12 protein-coding genes and 1 pseudogene (1 of these 13 running past the window's edge) are annotated in these 23,431 nt (G+C 62.8%); 2 read left to right on the top strand and 11 right to left on the bottom strand.

The features are described from left to right. Window positions 1-7: 7 nt before the first annotated feature. The 5 genes from ACIP8I_RS12125 to ACIP8I_RS12105 form a co-directional block, all read right to left on the bottom strand. Window positions 8-679, bottom strand: a complete 672-nt coding sequence (locus tag ACIP8I_RS12125; RefSeq protein WP_400761271.1) for a methionine ABC transporter permease — start codon at window positions 677-679, stop codon at window positions 8-10. After that, window positions 676-1,476 (bottom strand): methionine ABC transporter ATP-binding protein, encoded by an 801-nt coding sequence (locus ACIP8I_RS12120; protein ID WP_400761270.1) that lies wholly within the window; start codon window positions 1,474-1,476, stop codon window positions 676-678. Before ACIP8I_RS12120 ends, ACIP8I_RS12125 begins: the two co-directional genes overlap by 4 nt. Beyond that, the gene (locus ACIP8I_RS12115) at window positions 1,473-2,282 is read right to left on the bottom strand and encodes a MetQ/NlpA family ABC transporter substrate-binding protein (RefSeq protein WP_139055991.1); all 810 of its coding nucleotides are present in this window, start codon (window positions 2,280-2,282) and stop codon (window positions 1,473-1,475) included. Before ACIP8I_RS12115 ends, ACIP8I_RS12120 begins: the two co-directional genes overlap by 4 nt. A 27-nt stretch (window positions 2,283-2,309) precedes the next feature. Then, on the bottom strand, window positions 2,310-3,362 hold the full coding sequence (locus ACIP8I_RS12110) for an isopenicillin N synthase family dioxygenase (protein WP_400761268.1): 1,053 nt from the start codon (window positions 3,360-3,362) through the stop codon (window positions 2,310-2,312). 215 nt (window positions 3,363-3,577) lie between these two features. Continuing rightward, window positions 3,578-4,513, bottom strand: coding sequence for a Gfo/Idh/MocA family protein (locus ACIP8I_RS12105; RefSeq protein ID WP_400761266.1), 936 nt, complete (start codon window positions 4,511-4,513; stop codon window positions 3,578-3,580). A 129-nt stretch (window positions 4,514-4,642) separates the two neighbouring features. On the opposite strand from ACIP8I_RS12105, the gene ACIP8I_RS12100 reads away from it, so the two are divergent. After that, on the top strand, window positions 4,643-4,900 hold the full coding sequence (locus ACIP8I_RS12100) for a hypothetical protein (protein WP_400761355.1): 258 nt from the start codon (window positions 4,643-4,645) through the stop codon (window positions 4,898-4,900). A 166-nt stretch (window positions 4,901-5,066) separates the two neighbouring features. Here ACIP8I_RS12100 and ycaC read toward each other — a convergent pair whose 3' ends face one another. Then, window positions 5,067-5,699 (bottom strand): isochorismate family cysteine hydrolase YcaC, encoded by a 633-nt coding sequence (gene ycaC / locus ACIP8I_RS12095; RefSeq protein WP_007966399.1) that lies wholly within the window; start codon window positions 5,697-5,699, stop codon window positions 5,067-5,069. 317 nt (window positions 5,700-6,016) lie between these two features. On the opposite strand from ycaC, the gene ACIP8I_RS12090 reads away from it, so the two are divergent. Further along, on the top strand, window positions 6,017-6,775 hold the full coding sequence (locus ACIP8I_RS12090; protein ID WP_400761265.1) for a helix-turn-helix transcriptional regulator: 759 nt from the start codon (window positions 6,017-6,019) through the stop codon (window positions 6,773-6,775). Between the two features lie 62 nt (window positions 6,776-6,837). On the opposite strand, the pseudogene ACIP8I_RS12085 reads toward ACIP8I_RS12090, so the two are convergent. The 5 genes and pseudogenes from ACIP8I_RS12085 to ACIP8I_RS12065 form a co-directional block, all read right to left on the bottom strand. After that, window positions 6,838-6,984: pseudogene (locus ACIP8I_RS12085) on the bottom strand (DUF6124 family protein); the annotation flags it as partial. A 177-nt stretch (window positions 6,985-7,161) separates the two neighbouring features. Next, the gene (locus ACIP8I_RS12080) at window positions 7,162-7,533 is read right to left on the bottom strand and encodes a DUF6124 family protein (protein WP_400761262.1); all 372 of its coding nucleotides are present in this window, start codon (window positions 7,531-7,533) and stop codon (window positions 7,162-7,164) included. Window positions 7,534-8,221: 688 nt separating this feature from the next. Next, a complete protein-coding gene (locus ACIP8I_RS12075) occupies window positions 8,222-10,180 on the bottom strand; it encodes a MacB family efflux pump subunit (RefSeq protein ID WP_400761260.1) in 1,959 nt (652 codons plus the stop codon). A gap of 2 nt (window positions 10,181-10,182) precedes the next feature. After that, a complete protein-coding gene (macA, locus tag ACIP8I_RS12070) occupies window positions 10,183-11,331 on the bottom strand; it encodes a macrolide transporter subunit MacA (protein ID WP_098968301.1) in 1,149 nt (382 codons plus the stop codon). Window positions 11,332-11,397: 66 nt separating this feature from the next. Beyond that, window positions 11,398-23,431 carry the 3' portion of a non-ribosomal peptide synthase/polyketide synthase gene (locus tag ACIP8I_RS12065; protein WP_400761256.1) on the bottom strand. It continues 5,810 nt past the right edge of the window, so the window shows 12,034 of its 17,844 coding nt (coding positions 5,811-17,844); the start codon falls outside the window, past its right edge — the gene reads right to left on this strand; it ends in the stop codon at window positions 11,398-11,400.

Genomic DNA, 23,431 nt, shown 5'->3' with positions numbered 1-23,431 from the left:
AAATTCCTTAACGTCGATGGGCCAGCGAACGCACCAGCCGGTCGCCCAGGCTCTGCACGCCCTGCACCAGAATGACCAGCACCACCACGGTGGCGACCATCACTTCATTGTTGAAACGCTGATAGCCATAACGGATCGCCAGATCACCGAGGCCGCCACCGCCAATCACCCCGGCCATGGAAGAAAAACCGATCAGCATCACCAGCGTCAGAGTGATCCCCGCCAGCAACGCGGGCAGCGCTTCGGGCAGCAGCACTTTGAAAATCACATGACGGATATCGCCGCCCATGGCGAGGATCGCTTCGATCCGGCCCTTGTCGACTTCATCCAGGGCGTTCTCGGCGATCCGCGCGAAAAACGGAAACGCGCCGATGGTGATCGGCACCACCGCAGCGGTGCTGCCCAGGGTCGTACCAACCAGCAGACGCGTCAGCGGAATCAGCGCAATCAGCATCACCACAAACGGCAGCGAACGCCCCAGATTGACCAGCGAACCCAGCGCGGCATTGAGCCGTGGCAGCGGCCACAGTCCGTCACGGCGACTGACGAACAGCAACACCCCGAGCGGCAAACCGATCAGCAGCGTGAACAGCCCCGCGAGCAAGACCATGTACAGGGTTTCGCCGGTGGCGTTGAACAGCAGTTGCAGGATTTCATCCCAATTGATCGTGCGGTTCATGACTGGGCCGCCCGCACGCCGTATTGCTTGAGGAAGCTGAGCCCGGGGATGTCGTGGCCCAGCGGCAGGCCGCAGGTTGGACGTAACGAAGTGCCGAGACTCGATTGCGCATCGGCGAGCAAACGCGGCACCGGGCCGAACTCGACCAGGCGCCCACCAGCCATGTACGCCGCGTGATCGCAGATCGACTTGACCACCTCCAGCTCATGGGTGATCAGCACGATGGTCACGCCCAATTGCCGGTTGATGTCGCGCAGCAGGTCAAGAATCGACGCGGTGGTTTCCGGGTCCAGCGCACTGGTGGCTTCGTCCGACAGCAGATACGCCGGCTCCGCTGCCAGGGCGCGGGCAATCCCCACCCGCTGTTTTTGCCCACCGGACAACTGTGAGGGAAAGGCTTGCGCCTTGTCCGTCAAGCCGACCAGTTCCAGCAGTTCGCGCACCCGCACATGGCGCCACGGTTTGCCGACGTTGGCGATTTCCAGCGGCACGGCGATGTTGTCGAACACGGTGCGCGAATGCAGCAGATTGAAGCCCTGGAAAATCATGCCGATGCGCTGCCGCTGGCGACGCAGGTCGCTGGGAGACAGGGTCAGCAGGTCCACGCCGTCGATGAGAATTTGCCCGCTGTCCGGGCGTTCGAGCAGATTGAGACAGCGCAACAGGGTCGACTTGCCTGCCCCGCTCCGCCCGAGGATGCCGTAGATCGCGCCGTCGGGAATACTCAGCGACACCTGATCCAGCGCCGGTGCAGGCGCCGCCGGGTAGGTCTTGCTCAACTGCTCGACGACGATCATGGCTTGGCATCCTCCACCGGAATCACCGAACCCTTGAAGTTATCAGTGATGTATTTCGCCACTTGCGGCGAGGTCAGGTCCTTGGCCAGTTGTGCGATGCGCGGATCGTTCTGCAGTGTCGGCGTGGTCACCAGAATGTTGGCGTACGGATTGTGCTCGGCCTTTTCCAGCCCCAGCGCATCCTGGGCCGGCACCAGTCCGGCTTCCAGCGCGTAGTTGCCGTTGATCACCGCAAGGTCGACGTCGTCCAGCGCCCGAGGAATTTGCGGCGATTCGATTTCGAGGATCTTCAGCTGTTTCGGGTTCTCGGCAATGTCCTTGGGCGTGGCCTGATCGGCCGCCGGATCCTTGAAGCCTGGCTTGAGTTTGATCAGCCCGTTGTCCTGCAACAGGTACAGCGCACGGCTCAGGTTGGTGACGTTGTTGGGCACCGCCACAGTGCCTTTTTCCGGCACATCGGCGAAGCTTTTGTGCCGGCGCGAATAGATGCCCAACGGCTCGATATGCACCGTGGCGGCCACCGCGAGTTTCTGCCCCAGCGCTTGTTCCTGGGATTTCAGATACGGCAGATGCTGGAAGTAATTGGCATCGACATCGCCATGCACCAACAGCTCGTTGGAGTTCACGCCGTTGGGAATCTCGATGACCTTGAGCTTGAGTTGCGGATCGATTGTCTGGATGTACGCGAGAATCTGCGCGTGGGGCACCGGGTCGGCAGCCACGCGCAACGGCTCCAGTGCCTGCGCGCCGAACGAAGTCACCAGCGCGCCGAGCACGGCCAGGGTCAAACCTGCTTTCTTCAACATGAGCGGAGTCCTTGAGCGAGTGATGAATCAGGCGTTGGCGGTTTTACGAGCCGGTGCAGCGGGCATCAGCGCGTCGGCATAGAAGCGCCGGGCGACGTCAGGGTGCGAACGCAACCGGCCCTTGAGGTAGTTCCAGCCGACATCGCGAAACAACGGATTGAGCGGATCACTCGCCGGGCCACGCGCTTCGCGCAGCAGCGCGGTGGGCAACGGATACAGCGGCACCACGGCATCGAGTTGCGCGCCGAGGAAGAAGGCGATGGACAAGCGCTCGCTGCCGGCGGGCGGCGACACCACCCGATGCACCGTGGCGCGCAGATAGCCGTTGGTAGCCAGCTCCAGTAGCTCGCCAATGTTCACCACCAAGGTGTTTTCACGCGGCAGCGCATCGATCCAGCGCCCCTCCTCGACCTCCACTTGCAACCCGGCCTGCTGGTCTTGCAGCAGAAAGCTCAAGAACCCGGAATCCTTGTGCGCGCCGACGCCCTGCTGGCTCGCGCTGGCGACCTGGCCTGGGTAGCGCATCAACTTGATGTGTTCGTTGGGCTTGTCGCCGTACAACTGATCGAACGCGTCCGCCCGCAGCGACAGCGCCTGGGCAAAGGCACGCAGCAGACGCAACGCCATACGCGTCATCGCCTGTTGCCATTCGAGCAGCAGCGGTTTCAGTTCTGGCAGCGCCGCCGGCCATTGGTTGAGTCCCTGCAACCGAGCCCACAACGGGCTGTCCGCGTCCAGCGGCAACGCTTCGCGCTCGGCGCCGAGATCGAATTGCTCACGCCAGTCGGGTTGACCACGGGTGATCTCGGAAGCGGCACGGTTGTATCCGCGAAAATGCGGCGAATTGATCATGCCGACGGCAGTCTTTTCGTGCTCGGACAAGGCGAAGAACTGCCGGGCGTGATCCTGCACTTGCTTGAGCAGGTGGCTGTCGATGCCGTGGCCGGTGAGATAGAAAAAGCCGACGTCACGCGCGGCGTGACGCAGGTTTTCAAGAAATTCATAACGCTGTTGCGCGGTGCCTTCGAACAACGAAAGGTCGAGCGTCGGCAACGTGGTGATATCGAGGGTATGCGGCATGATTCACTCCCGTGTGAACCAAACCTGAAGAGCCTTTGATCGATTCAGCGTGTGCCGTCATGGCAATCGGGGGTCTATCGGTTTGATGCGTTTGATTCGTCGTGAGACAAAACTAAACGATCTTAAAAACCACGAACAAATACCCTTTTTGCATTAGCTTAGGCCTGACGCTCAGGTTCGCGGTCATCACGCAACCGCTCTCCCGCTTCCACTGATCAGCGTGCCGGGTCATAAAACGGCTCGACTGCGACCCGGCTGCCGATAAAGAAACTGTCAGCCACCAGCCGCAGCGGCTGCAGATCGACGTCGCTGGCCCGATCACCAATCAGTTGCCGGAAGTGTCGATACACCGCCGTATACTCGCCCTCTTCCGACACCGCCTGGCGCACGCCGTCGATGCTCAGCAGCGCCCCGCCGTTGTCCAGACGCAGCACCCCTTCGGCGCAGCGCATCTCGATGCTCCAGAGTTCGTCGTGACCGTGGTCGAAATCGAACTCGGCCTGCACGTCGAGTCGGTTCGCGTCGGACATCTTGATCGACGCGGCAATCGGCGACTGGCAGTTGTCCGGTACGCGCAGTTCGGCGGACTTCACAAACAGTGGCTGCGTCAGCAAATAGGTGACAATCGACAAGGCATTGATGCCCGGATCGAAAACGCCCAGACCACCGGGTTGCCAGATCCACGTCTGACCGGGATGCCACTTGCGCACGTCTTCCTTCCAGTCGATCCGCACGCTTTGCAGCGTGCGGCTGGCGAGCCAGTCGCGGGCGGCTTCGATACCGGGGGCGTAGCGCGAATGCCAGGCGAACAACGCGCTGACACCCTGTTGCTGCGCTTGACTGATCAGGGCCAGCGCCTCGCCCAGCGTGGCGCACGGTGGTTTTTCCACCAACACATGTTTGCCGGCGGCCAGCGCCTGCTGCACCAGGGCGAATCGACCTTGCGGCGGCGTACAAAACGCAATCGCATCCACCTCGGGGCCGTTTTCCAGCAACTCGCTCAACGAGTGAAAGTTCTCCACCCCGGCACAGGGTGCACCTTGCGTGGCGACCGCCACCAGACGAAATCCGGGATTGGCGTTGATCGCCGGAACATGTTGATCCTGGGCAATCTTGCCGTAGCCCACCAGACCGAGACGGATCGGTTGCATCAGTGACTCCTGTTGTTGTCTTGTTGTCGTCAGCGAATGCGCAGATTAGCCGCAAACGTCACGGAATACCCAGCTGAGTCCGATCAAAAAACTGCAGAAGCCAGCGCTCGGTTCACCGCGCCGGGTAGCGTGCGTCAATGCAGCGGCGCGACTGAAGTTCGCCTGCTCGCCAAAGCCCACAAGGTTACCGCCGACCGTGACAACCTCAGTTGCATGGCGGTGACCATCACGCGGCTGGCCGGTGATGTTGTGGAACTTGATGGTGTTGAGCAACTGCTCGTCAACCTGAAAAGAAAAGGCGTTCTGAGCAAGACAGAAATCATGGCCCTGCAAGGACGCTACCTGCAGGAAGATGCTGCTCACTTAAGAAATTTTGCGTTCAATTGAAACCCGTGGCGAGGGAGCTTGCTCCCGCTGGGCTGCGTAGCAGTCCCTCTTTTGGGGCCGCTTCGCGACCCAGCGGGAGCAAGCTCCCTCGCCACAGTCACAGTGTCGGGCTTAAGTGAACAGCATCAGCTTTTCAGGGCAGGCTTTCACTTTCACAACGCTGCAATCATTTCTGCTGCGCGGTCAGCGCCGAGTAACTGTTCATCAGGTTCCGGTAGTTCGGAATCCGCTGCGACAGCAGATTGCCCAGCCCTTCGATGTCGTTGCGCCAGTCGCGGTGCAGCTCACAGGCGACCGAGAACCAGTTCATCATTTGTGCGCCGGCCTGGGTCATGCGGCTCCACGCGGCTTGCTGGACGGTGGTGTTGAAGGTGCCGGAGGCGTCGGTGACGACGAATACGTCGAAGCCTTCAGCCAGTGCCGACAGGGTCGGGAACGCTACGCAGACGTCGGTCACGACACCGGCGATGATGATCTGTTTGCGGCCGGTGGCCTTGATCGCCTTGACGAAGTCTTCGTTGTCCCAGGCGTTGATCTGGCCTGGGCGGGCGATGTACGGCGCGTCCGGGAACATTTCTTTCAGTTCCGGGACCAGCGGGCCGTTGGGGCCTTGTTCGAAACTGGTGGTGAGGATGGTCGGCAGGTTGAAGAATTTCGCCAGGTCGGCCAGCGCCAGGACGTTGTTCTTGAACTCGTTCGGCGAGAAGTCCTGAACCAGAGAAATCAGACCGGTCTGGTGATCGACCAGCAGGACTACGGCGTCGTCTTTGTTCAGGCGGTTGTAGGTTGCAGTGCTCATGTTTGAATCCCTTTTCTTGGTTGAGGTAGTGGGGGTTGCGTTGAACATGGGCACAGATTACTGACACCACCGGAACCGATAAATCGGTTGAAAAGTTTTTCACTGTCAACTTGAAGCGGACAATCGAGCGTCCCTGAGCTCGATTGCAAGCAAAGTTCGATGGCGAAGGGTTATGAGCTAATAACACCTTCATTAAACCGTCTTTCAAACGTTGTACTAGGATAGGATCCACATCCTGACATTTGCGCCGACCAGGGAACATGCTCGACGCAGGTCAGGAATGGGACTGTTTCACCTGCAACTCATGGATGATGTTTATGAATTCACACCTGTTTCCCCATATCGGTAAAGTCATTGCGAGCACCGGCAGCCGGCACTTTCCGCGGATGCTGCATGACCTGATCCAGACGCAACTGGCGGTGGACGCCACACACATTCGCCAGATGCGCGTCGAGCCGGTGGGCCGCCCCGCCCATCGCCACCTACCGGAACCCGGCAAAGACTCGGCCCAGCAGGCTGAAACGGTATTCTGCGAACAGATTGCCGCACGCTCGAGCGAGCCGATGGATACGCCGGACGCGGCCAGCGCCGATGCCTCGCAACTGCACCTGACCCGGCGCAAGGACGGCTACCGCTACGTGATTTCGGTGTATCGCAACGACCAGTCGCAACGGTTCTCGGCTCAGGAGCAGAGCTTGTTGCAGGACATTTCTCCGGTGCTGTTGCCGATGCTGGAAAAACACATTCACGCCCTGCAACCCCAGCAGGCCAACACAGAAGACCCGTTGTCCAGCGCTGACGGCGCGCAACAGGGCCTGGAAAACCTGCGGCTACGCTTCAACGAGCGTTTGCAGCAACTGGGCCTGAGCCTGTCCAATCGCGAAACCGAAGTGTGCATCGGCCTGCTCGCCGGGCGTACCGCGCCGGAGCTGGCCGAGCAGTTGCAGTTGAAGGTCAACACGGTGGAAAGCTATCTCAAGCGCGCGGCGATCAAACTGGGGATCAGTGGCCGACATTCGTTGATGCGCTGGATGTATTCGCCGGAGGACACCAGCCACGCCACCAGCGCAGCCTGAGTCCACAACCGAACAAAAAACCGCCGCCCTCCCCGGGTGGCGTTTTTTTTTACATTGGAGGCCTAATCCTTCGGCACGACTCTGTCCAGCGCTTGATTCACCGCCAACTCCCCCAGCATCACTACCTGCGCAATGCCCAGCGCCGTAATGCGACCCGGCCCCTCTAGCGTGCCGGCGAAATCGCTGAGCATGACCGTGGCCGAGGACAGGCATTGGGTGGGGTTTCGGGCATCAGCTGGAACTCCGATCGAGGTACTTTGAATGAATGATGACCTGTAGGAGCTGCCGCAGGCTGCGATCTTTTGATCTTGATCTTGATCTTGATCTTGAAAAACAAGATCAAAAGATCGCAGCCTTCGGCAGCTCCTACACGGGGGACCGCGTGATTAGTTCGGGATGCGTCGGCCGTCCAGTATTCGGTTGACCATCAGTTCACTGAGCATGATTACCTGATGCAGCATCAGCATCGCCCGGCGCTGTGAGTGGTCGACGGTGTCGCCGATATCTCGGGCCATGTCACTGGCGGCGGCCAGGGATTCACAGGCTTCGACGAGCACGGTTTCTTCATCCACCTCGGGGTCGATGAGGAAGATTCTGTTCGACTGGCGTGACGAGGCTGAAGGGATCGAGATCTTCAGGGCGCCGGGGTTGAGGTAGAAGTTGATGGCGCGGTCGGTTGCCGCTTTTATCTTCTGCGGGTCGAGGGCTGGGTCGTACGGGATCGAGGTGTCCGGGGGGTTGGGTGTGGCTTTGAACATGGATGAAGCTCCTGCTTAGCAAAAGTAAGGAGCCATCACTCTCGCTACCAAACGAGGGTGGCGGCCATACGCGGGTTGGTAGACCGGTCTAAGCAGGAAAACCCGGCGCTCCCGAAGGAGCCCCACGCATGGCCACCATAAAATCGAGTCCCCGAAAAGGAACTGCACACGGTGTCGCCATCACACTTAGAAACGGGCTACCAAACCCGATCACTGATTTCAGTGACAGGGAAACGATATAGCCCGGCCCATAGCCGTGTAAGCCGGCGGATTCTGGCGTACGCGTAGGTAACGGCGCAAGGCGTTGTAGCCGTTATGGCGTAACGGTTCGTGTACTTTAAACGTGGTTGCAGGGGTGCGTTTATGTGCGGGGTCTGCTCTGTTGTTTTGATGTTGTCTGGCAGGCCGCTTTCGCGAGCAAGTCGAATCGTCGCACCGCCGCTCCCACAGTTGGAATGCGTGCATTCAGGTGGGAGGTTGGTCGGCTGGTAGGCCGCCATCGCTGGCAAGCCAGCTCCCACAATTTGACCGAGTGCATTCAGTCAGGGATTGGTCGGCTGTGAGGCCGCTTTCGCGAGCAAGCTCGCTCCCACAGTTGGAATGAGGACGAAAAACAGGGACGGGTTCGTGACCCGTCCCTTTTGATTTGTGCACTTCAGGCACTAGCCCGGCCAATCAGCTTCGGCAATCAGTCCCGCGCCAGCGCCTCGATCGGATCGAGGCGCGATGCATTGCGCGCGGGGACGAAGCCGAAGACGATGCCGATCAGCGTCGAGCAGATCACTGCCGTCACCACCGAGGCCATGGAGAAGACCATTTCCCATTCCTTGATGAACAGCGAAAACAGGTGACCGATGGCATACGACAACGAGATGCCGATCGCCCCGCCGAGCAGGCAGACCATCACCGCTTCCACCAGAAACTGCTGACGAATGTCCGACTGGCGCGCGCCGACCGCCATGCGAATGCCGATCTCCCGCGTGCGCTCGGTCACCGACACCAGCATGATGTTCATCACGCCGATGCCGCCGACCACCAGCGAAATCACCGCGATCAGCGACAGCAGCAAGGCCAGCGAGCGGCTGGTTTTCTGCACGGTCTGCATCACGCTGTCGAGGTTGTTGGTGTAGAAGTCCTTGATGCCGTGGCGTTGCAGCATCAATTGGGTGACGTGATTTTCCACGACTTTGCTCGACTGGCCGTCCTTGATCCGTACGCTGATGCTGTCGAGAAAACGTTGGCCCAGGATACGCCCGGCGGCGGTTTCGTAGGGCACCCAGACGTTGAGGGTTTTGCCCGAGGCAAACAGGTTCTTGTTCTCGGCGGCCACGCCGATCACCGTGCATGGCAGGTTGCCAATCAGGATCACCTGGCCCAGCGGATCGACGCCCTCGCCGAACAGCCGATGCCGGGTGTTGTAGTCGATTACCACCACCTGCGCCTGGCGCCGCGCATCGCTTTCGCTGAAGGTGATGCCCGCCTCCAGTTTGATCCCGCGCACCTGAAAGTACTGGTCGCTGACGCCGTTGATCTGCGCGTCGAGGTCGATGTTGCGGTAACGCAGGAGCATGCTGCGGCCGACCACCGGGGTGGCGCTGTCGACGTAATACAGCTGATTCAGCGCGGTGACGTCGGCCGGCACCAGCGTCTCGATCGACGCGGCGCGTTTGTCACCGAAACTGCTGCCGGAATAGATATCGATGGTGTTGCTGCCGATCGCCGAAATGTCCTTGAGCACGTAGTTTTTCGCGCCCTCGCCGATCGCCGAAATCGACACCACCGAGGTGATGCCGATGACGATCCCGAGCATGGTCAGCAAGGTGCGCATACGGTGCGAAATCAGCGCCACCCAGGCCATGTTGAAGGCTTCCTTGAACAGGCCCAGGCTGGCGACCAGACGGCGTGTCGCCGGTGGTTTGGCCGGTACGTCGTCCGCGCCCGGCAGTTGCCCGGTGTCACGCTGGTTGAGGCGGTCGCTGAGGATTTCACCGTCACTGACTTCGATGATGCGTTCGGCGTTGGCCGCGACTTTCGGGTCGTGGGTCACCAGAATCACCGTGTGCCCGGCCGCGTGCAGTTCCAGCAGGATGCGCATCACTTCCTTGCCGCTGGCGGTGTCGAGAGCGCCGGTGGGTTCGTCGGCGAGGATCACCTCGCCGCCGTTCATCAAGGCCCGGGCGATACTCACCCGTTGCTGCTGACCGCCGGAGAGCTGGCTCGGCCGGTGCGTGAGGTGCCCATCAAGGCCCAGCCGCGCCAGCAATTCGCGGGCACGGGCGTGGCGTTGTGGCGCGGGGATGCCAGCGTAGATTGCCGGCATCTCGACGTTGTGCATCGCGCTCAGGTGCGGCAGCAAATGATAGCGCTGGAAGATGAAACCGAAGTAATCGCGGCGCAGTTCGGCCAGCGCCTGATCGTCGAGGTCGCGGGTCTCCTGGCCGTTGATCTTGTAGCTGCCGGCAGTGGCGTAATCGAGACAGCCGAGGATGTTCATCAGGGTTGATTTGCCGGAACCGGAGGCGCCGATGATCGCCACCATTTCTCCGGCATTGATCGTCAGGTTGATGTCCTTCAGCGCGAGAAATTCGCGGTCGCCGGCGGTGAAACTGCGGGTGATGCCGGTCAATTGCAGCAACGCTTGCGTCATGCTCAAGCCCCCGCCACGGCGGGCAACGGATCACCGATCACCACCCGCTCGCCTTCGCTGAGGCCCTGATTGATCTGCACTTTGACGTTGTTGTTGATCCCGGTCTGCACGTTGCGCGACTGCGCCTGGCCCTTGGCGTCCAGCACTCGCACCGGAAAACTGCCATCGGCGTTGCGCGGCCCAAGCGCGGCCACCGGCACGGTCAGCACCGATTGCGCGGTATCGAGGACGATGCGCACTTGCGCGGTCATCGAGATGCGCAAGCGATGGTCGGGATTGGGCACTTCGAACAGCGCGTTGTAGAACACCGCGGTGTTTTGTTTGGGGGTGCCGGCCGGCGGCGTTTCGAGGAAGTTTTGCGGCGCAGGCTCCGTGCCACGCAGCTTGCCGTAATAGCGTTTGTCCTCGCCGAGGATGGTGAAATACACCTGCTGCCCCGGCGCGATATGAATCACGTCGGCCTCCGACACCTGGGCCTTGATGGTCATGGTGTCCAGATCCGCCAGTTTCAGCAGGATCGGCGCCAACTGGTTGGCGATCACGGTCTGGCCTTCCTGGGTGACGATGCCGACCACGTCGCCATCGATCGGCGCGACGATTCGCGTGTACGCGAGGTTGACCTTGGCGGTGTCGATCTGGATGTGCGCGCTCTTGATCTGCGCGTCCAGCGACAGCAGATTAGCCTGCTGCACCTCGTAGTCCGATTGCGCGGTTTCGAAATCCTGACGCGAGATCGACGCGTCTTCCTGCAGGTTCTGATAGCGTTCGTAGATCGCTTTGGTCTGTTTGAGCTGGGCCTGCGTGGCGCGCTTTTGCGCCTGCAGGTTTTCCTCATCGACCTGCGCCTGACGCAGAGTGTTCTGCAGCACCAGCGGATCGATCTCGGCCAGCCACTGGCCCTTCTTCACCTTGTCGCCAACCTTGACCTTGAGCGACTTCAACTGCCCCGACACCTGAGCGCCGACGTCCACCTGTTTGACGCCTTCGAGCAAACCGGTGGCGAGCACAGTGTTTTCGATATCCGAGCGTTCGACCGGGGCGGTCTGGTATTTCGGTGCTTCGGCCGGTGCCTGCACCGTGTACAGCACCAGACCGGCCACCGCCGCCAACGCCAACCCCATACCGACTTTGCGCAACTTCGACTTTTCCATAAATAACCACAAGTCCGTTCAGGGATGAACCCGGCCAGCGGCCGGGTCTTGATAGAAAAAACACACTCAGGACAGCACTTCGCCGACCGCCAGCGCCAGACCGTCATGCCACCACGCGGCGAAACTGAAGACGTTGGGCGCCTTGAGAATCGTGAAGTGGTTGCCCGGCCCGTACCACACCGCCAGATCGCTGACCTGCCGCTGCCAGCCTTCGAGCACCGCCGCGTGTTCGCGCTGATTGCCCCACTCGTCCAGCGTCGGGTCATCGACCAGCACCAGCCGCACCGGCCCGGTATAGGCCAGACGCGGTTGATAGACCGTGCGCAAGGCGCTGGCGAAGGTGCGGGCCGGGCCATGCATCGCAGTCGGCGCCGCCCGCTCCGACAACACCCCGGCGCGCACCATGCCGTCGTGCAGCAGGCGCAATTGCGTGCTGTCGTCGGCGTTGGCGAAGGTCGCAGGATCGATGCCCAGCGACTTGCCACAGGACAATTGCAGGGTGTCGATCAGCCGTTGCAGCGCGGCAGTGGCCGTGTACGGTTTGCCCGCCGTGCCGTCACCGCCCGGCGCCTCGCTGTCGATCAACGTCAGCGAAGCCACCTCGCGCCCGGCGGCCTGCAACTGCGCGGCCATGGCATGCGCGACCCAGCCGCCGAACGAATGGCCGATCAGGTGCAGCGGCCCCTGCGGGTGAATCTGCTCGATGGCCTGCAGGTAGAACGCCGCAGCGGCTTCGACCGCGCTGTGCGGCACGCTGACGCCGTCCAGCCCGCGCGGTTGCAGACCGATGATCGGCCATTCCGGGCCGATCGCCTCGGTCAGGTGAATGAATCCGGTGACACTGTCTCCCGCCCCCGGCACGCAGAAAATCGGCGCATGCCCCGGCTGCCCGGTCTGAATCGTCAGCAGCGGTTGATACAGCGCCGGTTCCGGCGTCACCAGGGTTTCCAGCGCTTGGGTAATCGCCTGGCCGAGTGCCTGAATGTGCGGGTGCTTCATCATCGTCCGGTGATCGCCGGGGATTTCGATGCAGTGCAGCAAGCCAATATCGAAGCGCTCTTCCCAGCCGCGCGTCGGGCTCGGCATCGACTGGCCGTCCATCAACTCCTGGGCCCGGAACAGGTGGATCGGCTGACTCGCCGGGCTGACCCGATAATGCGCCAGCGCCAGACGATGCGCCGCTTCGCGATCAAAGTAGTGCCAAGCGTCCGCCGCACTGACCGTGGCCAGTTCCGGATCGGTCAGTTGCTGCGCCTGACAGCGCTGGAACAGCTCGGGAAAATCCAGTTGTGCGACTTGCGCTTCCAGTACTTGCACCGCTGCCAGCGCCGCCTCGCTTTCGGCACCGAGCATCAGCGAACGCCCACGGCAATGGCCAAGCAACTGGCGCTTGTCCAAGCCCTCGCCGCTCCACATGGCCTTGTCCTGAGCCAACGGATTCGGTGCGTAGCTGTCGAGCATGCCGATGAATTCCACCGGCTCATCAAGGCCGAGCAATTGCTGGGCGACCTCATGCGCCAGCACCCCGCCGAACGACCAACCTGCCAGACGATATGGCCCATGCGGCTGTACCGCACGGATGATCCCGACCATGCGCTGCGCCATGCACTCCAGCGTGCGCAATTGCGCTTGCCCCAGCGGCACACCGGGCAGGCCGTAAATCGGGAACTCGCCACCGATGTGCTGGGCCAGGGTCGGGAAGTACACGTCGCGGCCGCTGAACTCATGCAGCAGGAACAGCGGCGTACCGTGCGTCCCGCCGCGCACGAGGACCAGCCCGTCAGGCTGAGTGAGCGCCTCGCCCTGACTGAGCAGCGCGGCGGCAGACTCGATGCTCGGATGCTGGAACAGTTCGGCCAGCGACAGCGGCAGGCCGGCCCGTTGCAGCAGATTGACCAGCTTCACCGCCAGCAACGAATGCCCGCCCAGTTCGAAGAAGTTGTCGTGCCGTCCGACCTGTTCGACGCCGAGGACTTCAGCCCAGATCTGCGCCAGCGCGGTTTCGACTTCACCCTGTGGCGCCACGTATGGGCGATTGATAACGGCGTCTGCCCCCGGTTCCGGCAGGGCCTTGCGGTCGATCTTGTCGTTCGGTGTCAGCGGCAACGCGTCGAGCAGCACAAACGCACCCGGCACCATGTACTCCGGCAAGCGCTCCAGCACATGGCTGCGCAACGTCTCAAGACTCGGTGCTTCTACGCCCGAGCGCAAGCTGTACCAGGCCACCAGACGCTCATCGCGGACCATCACCACCGCTTGGCGGATCGCCGGATGCTCGATCAGCCGTGCCTCGATTTCCCCCGGCTCCAGACGCAGGCCACGCAGCTTGATCTGGAAGTCGTTGCGGCCGAGGAATTCCAGCTCGCCATGGTTGTTGTAACGCGCCAGATCTCCTGTGCGGTACAGGCGATCCCCCGGTACAAACGGGCTGTCGATGAAGCGCTCGGCCTGCATCTCCGGCAAGCCGTGATAACCACGCGCCACGCCGACGCCGCCAATGTGCAACTCACCGCTGACACCTTGCGGCACCGGTTGACCGTACGCATCGAGCACGTACAGGCGGGTATTGCTCAACGCTTTGCCGATTGGCACCACGCTGTCCGGTACCGGCATGTCCGGTTCCAGCGTCCAGCCCGTGCTGTCCACCGTGGTTTCAGTCGGGCCATAGACGTTGTGCAACCGCACCCACGGCAGGCGATCGCGCACTTGGCGGGCCAGCGCCGCGCTGAGTTCGCCGCCACCATTGAGCACATCGGTCAGGCTGGTGCATTGCTCGACACCGTCCTGCTCGACGAACTGCTGCAACAGCGCCGGGACGAACTTGACCACCGTCACCTGATGCTCGCGAATGGTCTGCACCACATACGCCGAATCGCGGTTGCCGTCCGGTCGCGCCAGCACCAGACGCATCCCGGAACACAGCGGCCAGAAAATCTCCCACACCGAACTGTCGAAGCTGAACGGCGCTTTTTGCAGCAGCGCGCCGTGTTCGGTCGGCGGCGAAATCTGCGAGCCCCAGTGCACCATGTTGCAGGCGCTGCGATGCTCGATCATCACGCCTTTCGGCAATCCGGTAGAGCCCGAGGTGTAGATCATGTACGCAAGGTTGGAGGCGCTGAGGCCCGGCACTGGCGAATCGTGATCCGGCAGGTGCTGCCAGGTACTGCGGTCAAGGTCGATCACCGTGGCGGTCGCTTCATCGAACAACCCGCGAGTAGCGGTCTGCACCAGCACCGCGGTCGGCGCGCTGTCCTTGAGCATGTACGCCAGGCGTTCCGTCGGGTAGCTCGGATCCAGCGGCACATAGGCGCCACCGGCCTTGAGAATGCCGAGCAGACCGACCACCAGATCCAGCCCGCGCTCGACGCAGATCGCCACCCGTGCATCCGGCTGCACACCTTGCGCACGCAGGTGCTGAGCCAGACGATTGGCGCGCTGATTGAGCTCGCGATAGGTCAGGTTTCCCTGCTCTGATTGCAGCGCGACAGCGTCCGGTTTGCGCCGCACTTGCGCTTCGAACAGCGTGTGCAACGGCTGCTCAAGTGGGCAGTCGACCTCGCTGGCATTGAAGTCGACCAGCAAGCGTTGCTGGTCCTGCGGTGCCAGCAACGGCACTTGCGCAAGCACCGCCTGATCATCGTTGACCAACGCCGCCAGCAGCCGCTGGAAATAGCCGACGAAACGCTGCACCGTCGCCTCATCGAACAAGGCCGTGGCGTAGCGCAACGAACCGCGAATGCCGTCGGGCGAATCGCCGAGGCTCAGTGACAGGTCGAATTTCACAAAGTGGCTGTCACCGGCCACCCCTTCCAGGGTCAGGTCGCCGAGGGTCAGGCTCGGGTCGTCGTTGTTGTCCCAACTGAGCATGGTCTGGAACAACGCGCTGTGCGACAGGCTGCGCAGCGGTTTGCTGATGTCCACCACTTGCTCGAACGGCAGATCCTGATGCGCCTGAGCTTCCAGAGTCTGCGTTTTGACCCGCGCCAGCAGCGCCTCGCCGCTTGGCTCGCCCGAGGTATCGATGCGCAGCGCCAGGGTGTTGACGAACATGCCGATCAGGCCTTCGATTTCGGCGCGGGTGCGGTTGGCCACCGGCGAGCCGATCACCACGTCGTCCTGCCCGGACAAACGGCTGAGCAACATCGCCCAGGCGCTCATGATCACCATGTACGGCGTCACCGCGCGACGCTGACACAAGGCTTTCAAACCGGCGCTCAACTGTTCATCGAGCAGCAGGTCGACGCGGCTGCCGGAATAGTCCTGCTGTGGCGGTCGCGGGCGGTCAGTGGGCAGGGTCAGCAAGGCCGGCGCGCCGGCCAGGGTCTGCTGCCAGTAATCGCTTTGACGCTGCAGCACCTCGCCGCTGAGCCAGCGCCGTTGCCACACTGCGTAGTCGGTGTATTGCAGCGCCAGCGGCGGCAGCGGATCGTCTTCGCCACGGCTGAACGCCTGATACAGCGCCGCCAGCTCGCGGGTCAGCACGCCCATCGACCAGCCATCAGCGATGATGTGGTGCAGCGTCAGCAACAGCACATGATGATCATCAGCCAGACGCACCAGACGTCCGCGCAGCAGCGCATCGTGCTGCAGATTGAACGAGGCGCAGGCCTGTTCCTCGATCAGGCCACGCAAGGCGTTGTCAGCCTGCGGGTGCTGACGCAGGTCTTCTACCGCCAGCAGCAAACTGCTCTCCGCCGGCAAAATCAGCACCTGCGGCTGCTCGTCGATCTGGCTGAAGCGGCTGCGCAGGGTTTCGTGACGCTCAACGATGCGTGCCAGTGCCCGTTGCAGCGCGTCTTCATCCAGCCGACCGCGCAGGCGCAGACCGACCGGGATGTTGTAGGCGCTGTGGCCGCCGTCCATCTGCGCCAGGAACCACAGGCGTTGCTGGGCGAAGGACAGCGGCAATAGCTGATCACGCGGTGCCGGCAAAATCTCCGGCAAGGTGCTGCGCCCCGCCCGGCTCAGCACCTCGGCGACCGCGGCCAGCTCGGGGTTGGCGAACAGCTCGGCGAGTGTCAGCTCGACACCCAACTGCTGGCGCACTTGCGACAGCATGCGCATCGCCAGCAACGAATGCCCGCCCAGTTCGAAGAAGTTGTCGTGACGACCGACCTGTTCGAGCTGCAGCAAGCCAGCCCAGATCCGCGCCAAATGGTCTTCCAGCGCCGAGATCGGCGCCACATACACCCGACTGAGCAGCGCTGCCTGCGTCGGCGCCGGCAGCGCCTTGCGGTCGACCTTGCCGTTGTTGTTCAACGGCAGCACATCCAGTTGCACCCACGCGCTCGGCACCATGTATTCCGGCAGTCGCGCCAGCAACTGCGCGTGCAGATCGGCGCTGTCCAGGCGCCCGGCGTGCGCGGTGTAGTACGCCACCAGACGCGTGATGTCCTGACCATCGCGGCGCGCCAGCACCACGGCCTCCTTGATCCCCTGGCAGTTGAGCAGGCGGTTTTCGATTTCGCCCAGCTCGATACGGAAACCGCGAATCTTCACCTGATCGTCATTGCGCCCGATGCAATCGAGCTGCCCCGGTGCCAGCCAGCGTGCGAGGTCGCCGGTGCGATAAAGCAACGCACCCGGCTGCTCGCTGAACGGATCGCGCAGGAACTTCTCGGCGGTCAGATCGGCGCGATTCAGATAACCCAGCGCCACGCCCTGCCCGCCGATGTACAACTCGCCGGTCACGCCCATCGGCACCGGTTGCTGATGCGCGTCGAGCACGTACACCTGAGTGTTGGAGATCGGCGCGCCAATCGGCACGCTCTCGGCGTTTTCCGCCACTTCACGCACTTCGAAGGTGGTGGCGTAAGTGGTGGTTTCGGTCGGACCGTAGCAATGCACGATGCGCAGCGCCGGCGCCTCGGCCAGCAGTCGACGGAACGCCGCCGGGTCACCGCGCTCACCGCCACACAACAGAATGCGCAAGCCTTTCAGCGCCTGCGGAATCAGCTGCACATACTGATTGAACAGCGCAGTGGTGACGAACAGCACCGTTGCCCCGGTTGCGCTCAACTCATGGCCGAACGCGTTTGGATCAAGCAAGGTCTGGTGATCGATCACCACCACGCGCCCGCCGTTGAGCAGCGGCCCCCAGATGTCCATGGTGCTGGCGTCGAACGCCGGATTGGAGGCGAACACCACGCGATCCTGCGGGTTGAAATCGGCATAACCGTTGTTCAGCACCAGGCGGCCGATGGCGCGGTGCGGGACCATCACGCCTTTCGGCGTGCCGGTGGAGCCGGAGGTGTACATGATGTACGCCAGCGCCTGCGAGGACTGCGCCAGGTTCGGGTTGTGCGTGGGTTGGCCGCTGAGGGTCAAGCGGTCGAGGTCGATGCGTGGCGCAGCGTAGTCGATGACTTCACGGCTGAGGGTCAGCAACGCCGCTGCCTGACAGTCCTCGACCATGAACGCCTGACGCTCGCTCGGGGCATTGATGTCCAGCGGCACATAGGCCGCCGCGCACTTGGCAATCGCCAGTTGCGCCACCAGCAATTCCAGCGAACGCGGCAACAGGATCGCCACGTGGTCGCCGGGCTGCACGCCCTGGCTGAGCAAGTGATGCGCCAGACGATTGGCCTGGGCGTTCAGCTCGAAGTAGCTCAGCGAATGCTCGCCATGCACCGCCGCCACCGCTTTGGGATGCGCCGCTGCCTGCTGCTGGAAAATCCCGTGCACGGTCAGGGTTTGTGGATACTCGCGCGCCGTGGCGTTGAACTCGTAGAGCAAGCGCTGACGCTCAGACTCGGCGAGTAACGGCACCCGCTCCAGCACGGTCTGCTCATCGTTGACCATCGCCGCCAGCAAGCGCTGCAGATAACCGACATAACGCTCGACGGTCGCTTGATCGAACAACGCCGTGGCGTATTCCAGCGAGCCGCGAATCACCCCGTTGACCTCACCCAGGGTCAGGGTCAGGTCGAATTTGGCCACCCGGCCCGGCGCGGCCACGCCTTCGAGGCGCAGATCGCCCAGCGCCAGGTTCGGCCCGACGCTGCTGTCCCAGCTCAGCGAGCTCTGGAACAACGGGCTGTGCGCCAGACTGCGCGCCGGCCGGGCGATTTCCACCACTTGCTCGAACGGCAGATCCTGATGCGCCTGCGCCTCCAGCGTGCGCGCCTTGACCCGTGCCAGCAGCGTGGCCACGCTCGGTTCACCCGAGGTGTCGATGCGCAGGGCCAGGGTGTTGACGAACATGCCGATCAGGCCTTCGATCTCGGCCCGGCTGCGGTTGGCCACCGGCGAGCCGATCACCACGTCGGACTGCCCGGACAAACGACTCAGCAACAGCGACCAGGCACTCATCAGGGTCATGAACAGGGTCACGCCGTGACGCTGACTCAAAGCTTTGAGCCCGGCACTCAGACGCTCATCGAGCCGCACTTCGACGCTGCTGCCGGCGAAGTCTTGCTGTACCGGACGCGGACGGTCGGTGGGCAGGGTCAGCAACGCCGGCGCACCGTCGAGGGTCTGCTGCCAGTAATCACTTTGCCGCTGCAACACTTCACCGCTGAGCCAGCGCCGCTGCCACACGGCGTAGTCGCCGTATTGCAGGGTCAACGGCGGCAATGGATCCGGCTGACCGTGACTGAAGGCCTGATACAACGCCATCAGCTCACGGGTCAGCACGCCCATCGACCAGCCATCGGCGACGATGTGATGCACGGTCAGCAGCAGCACATGATGATCGTCAGCGAGACGCAGCAGGTGTCCGCGAATCAGCGGATCGTGCTGCAAATCGAAGGCAGTCGCGGCTTCCTGCGCGAGACGCGCCTGTACAGTGGCTTCGGCCTGTGGATCCTGGCGCAGGTCTTCCACCTGCAACAGCAGGCCGCTGTCGACCGGTGCAATTGTCACCTGCGCCTGATCGTCGACGCTGACGAAACGGCTGCGCAGCGTTTCGTGTCGCGCAACGATCTGCGTCAGTGCGCGCTGCAAAGCTTCGACATCGAGCCGCCCGCGCAGGCGCAGGCCAAGCGGAATGTTGTACGCCGAGTTACCGCCCTCCATCTGCGCGAGGAACCACAGGCGTTGCTGGGCGAAGGACAGCGGCAGCGCTTGATCCGGCGCCGCCGCGACGATCTCTGGCAGCGTGCTGCGCCCGGCGCGGTTCAGCACCTCGGCCACCGCACTGAGATGCGGATCGGCAAACAACTCGCTCAGGGGCAGTTCGACGCCGAGACGCTGACGCACCTGCGACAGCATGCGCATCGCCAGCAACGAATGCCCGCCGAGTTCGAAGAAGTGATCGTGGCGGCCGATCTGCTCGACTTGCAGGGTCTCGGCCCAGATCTGCGCCAATGCAATTTCCAGTTCACCCTGTGGCGCAACGTATTCGCGGGTGATCAACGCCGCAGCATCCGGTTCGGGCAAGGCTTTGCGATCGACCTTGCCGTTGTTGGTCAACGGCAAGGCATCGAGCTGCACCCAGGCACTCGGCACCATGTATTCCGGCAACTGCGCCTGCACATGCTCACGCAGGTCGGCGAGTTCCAGCGCGCCGTCGTGCGCGGTGTAGTAGGCCACCAGCCGCAACGGTTCCTGACCATCGCGCCGGGCGAGCACCACCGCTTCGTTGATCCCCGGATAGCCCAGCAGACGATTTTCGATCTCGCCGAGTTCGATGCGGAAACCACGGATTTTCACTTGATCGTCATTGCGCCCGATGCAATCGAGCTGCCCCGGCGCCAGCCAGCGCGCTAGGTCGCCGGTGCGATACAGCAGCGCGCCCGGTCGGTCGCTGAACGGATCACGCAGGAACTTCTCGGCGGTCAGATCGGCGCGGTTCAGATAACCCAGCGCCACGCCCTGCCCGCCAATGTACAACTCGCCGGTCACGCCCATCGGCACCGGCTGCTGATGCGCGTCGAGCACATACACCTGGGTGTTGGAGATCGGCCCGCCAATCGGCACGCTTTCGGCGTTTTCCGCCACTTCGTGCACTTCAAACGTGGTGGCGTAAGTGGTGGTTTCGGTCGGGCCGTAGCAATGCACGATGCGCAGTTGCGGCGCCTCGGCCCGCAAGCGGCGGAAGCTGGCCGGATCGCCGCGTTCACCGCCGCACAGAACCATGCGCAAGCCTTTCAGGGCCTGCGGAATCAGTTGCACGTACTGGTTGAACAGCGCGGTGGTGACAAACAGGATTGTCGCGCCGCTGGCGTTCAACTCATGGCCGAATGCGTTTGGATCCAGCAGGGTCTGGTGATCGATCACCACCACGCGCCCGCCGTTGAGCAATGGCCCCCAGATGTCCATGGTGCTGGCGTCGAACGCCGGGTTGGAGGCAAACGCCACGCGATCCTGCGGGTTGAAATCGGCGTAACCGTTGTTCAGCACCAGACGAGCGATGCCACGGTGCGGCACCATCACACCCTTCGGCGTGCCGGTGGAACCGGAGGTGTACATGATGTACGCCAGCGCTTCCGAGGACTGCGCCAGGTTCGGGTTGTGCGCAGGCTGGTCGTTCAGCGTCAGGGCATCCAGATCGATGCGCTGCAGTGGATAGTCGATGTTTTCGCCACGCAGGGTCAGCAACGCCACGGCGCGGCTGTCCTCGAGCATGAATGCCTGACGCTCGCTCGGCGCGTTGATGTCCAGCGGCACATAGGCCGCCGCGCATTTGGCAATCGCCAGCTGCGCGACCAACAGCTGCAGCGAGCGCGGCAGCAGGATCGCCACGTGGTCGCCTGGCCGCACGCCTTGGGCGATCAAGTAGTGGGCCAAGAGGTTGGCCCGATCATTCAAATCGGCATAACTCGAGGTTTGCCCGCCATGCACCACAGCGATGGCGTGCGGATCTGCCGCCACTTGCCTTTCGAACAAGGCGTGCACGGTCAGCGCATGCGGGTATTCCCGCTCGGTGGCGTTGAACTCGACCAGCAATTGCCGACGTTCGTCTGGCGCCAGGATCGACACCTGGTCAACGCTCAGTTGCGGGGTCTGTTCCAGTGCCAGCAGCAGGTTGCTCACCGCCCGTTGCAGGTACTCGCAGATGCGTGCGGGATCAATGCCGGGGGCAGCCAGTGCGGTGAAGCCGAAACCTTCGCCGAGGTCATCGACACTCACGCTCAACTGGTAGTTGGTGTGCTCCTGGGTATTGAGCAGTTGCATGCCGTGCCACGCGTTCGCCGCCTCCGCGGAAGGCGTGCCGGCAGCGACGCTGTGGCGATAGTTGAACAGCGTGCTGAACAACGGCGTGCCGGCGGGCATGCCACTGCAACGCTGGGCCAGTGCCAATTGCGCATGCTCATGGTGCAGCAGCGCGTTCAACTGTTGGTGGGTGGCGAGCGCGGCTTCCTGCGCCGAGCGTTGCCCGAGATCGACGCGCAGCGGCAAGGTGTTGATGAACACCCCCAGCGCGCGCTCGGCGCCCTCGCCCGCCTGCAACCGCCCCAGCAACACGGTGCCGAACACCACTTCCTCACGCCCGGAGAGTTTTCCCAGCACCTGTGCCCAGGCCAGATGCATCAGGCTCGCGGCGCTGATCCCCAGCCGTCGGGCCTTGGCCCTGACACGCCGACTCAGATCGAGGTCGAGTACCCGGCGTGCGTCTGCGGCGTGGCCCTCGGCAATGCTGTGCAGGCCGTACGGCGCGCTCGGTTCGCTGATATCACCCAGCATCTCGCGGAAGAAATCTTCGTGATGCTGATCGCTCATCGCCGACAGGGTATGCGCCACATAATTGCGATACGGCACCGGCTCGGCCAGACGCTGCGGCTGGCCGCTGAGGAACGCCTGCATCTCGTGTTGCAGCACCTCCAGCGCCACGTGGTCCATCACCAGGTGATGAAACAGCAACAACGCCACCACCCGCTGATGGGCGGCGTCCCACGCATGCACCACGCGCATCAGCGGCGCCTGATTGACGGCCATGCGGTACTGCGCGGCGTCGAAGCGGCGGCGCAATTGCTCCAGCACATCGCCGTCCGCGTCATTCAGTTCCAGCGCTTCGCAGGCCAGCGGCGCCGTGCGCCAGACCACTTGCACCGGGTCTTGCAGCCCGTCCCAGAACAGCGAAGTGCGCAGGATGTCGTGGCGCTGGATTACGTTCTGCAAGGCCTGGGTGAAAGCGTCAAGGCGTTGCTCGTCAGCAAACGCGAACTGCGCCTGCAACACATACGGATCGCCCTGCGCGGCGGACAGGTGATGAAAGAGGATGCCGGTCTGCAAAGGCGCCAGCGGGTAAATATCCTGCACGTTGGCCACGCCGCCGGGGATGCTGGTGACGATGCGGTCAATGCTCGGCTGGTCGAGCGCCACCAGTGGCAGCAGCTCGGGAGTGATGCGCGTGCAGTCCGCCGGGATGAGGTTGGCCGAGACTTCGGTCTGCGGTTCACCGCCGACGGCAGCGGCCAGTGCGGCGAGAGTCGGCTGGTTGAACAGCACGCGAATGTCGGCGCTCAGGCCGGCACGACGCATTTTTGCCACCAGATTCACCGCCAGCAGCGAATGGCCACCGAGTTCGAAGAAATGGTCGTGGCGGCCTACCCGCTCAACCTTGAGCAGTTCAGCCCAGAGCTGGGCGAGAGCGATTTCCACTTCGCCGACCGGTGCTTCATATTCGCGGGCGGTCAGCGCCGTCAGATCGGGGGCCGGCAGCGCCTTGCGGTCGAGTTTGCCGTTGGGGCTCAGCGGCAATGCATCCAGATGCACGAACACGGCGGGCACCATGTAGTCCGGCAGGTGCTCCAGCAGATGACTGCGCAGCACGTCGATTTCCAAACGTGCCCCGGTGTAGTACGCCACCAGACGCTTGTCGCCGGATGCATCTTCGCGGGCCAGTATGGCGGCTTCCTGAATGCCGTCGACCTGGGTCAGGCGCGCTTGAATCTCGCCAAGCTCAATGCGCAAACCACGGATCTTCACCTGATCATCGTTACGGCCCAGGTATTCGATATTGCCGTCCGGCAGATAGCGGGCGACGTCGCCGGTGCGGTACATCCGCCCATTGGACTGGAACGGATCGTTGAGGAAGCGTTCGGCGTTCAGTTCCGGGCGATTCAGATAACCGCGCGCCACCTGCACGCCACCGATGTACAGCTCGCCGACCACACCGTGCGGCACTGGTTGCTGCTGGGCACCGAGGATGTACATG

It is taken from the genome of Pseudomonas sp. NPDC088414 (genome assembly GCF_044753325.1).
In the GTDB taxonomy this organism is placed as follows: Bacteria; Pseudomonadota; Gammaproteobacteria; order Pseudomonadales; family Pseudomonadaceae; genus Aquipseudomonas.
Note: the sequence above shows the minus strand (reverse complement) of the source record. Positions and strands in the feature narration are given on the sequence as shown.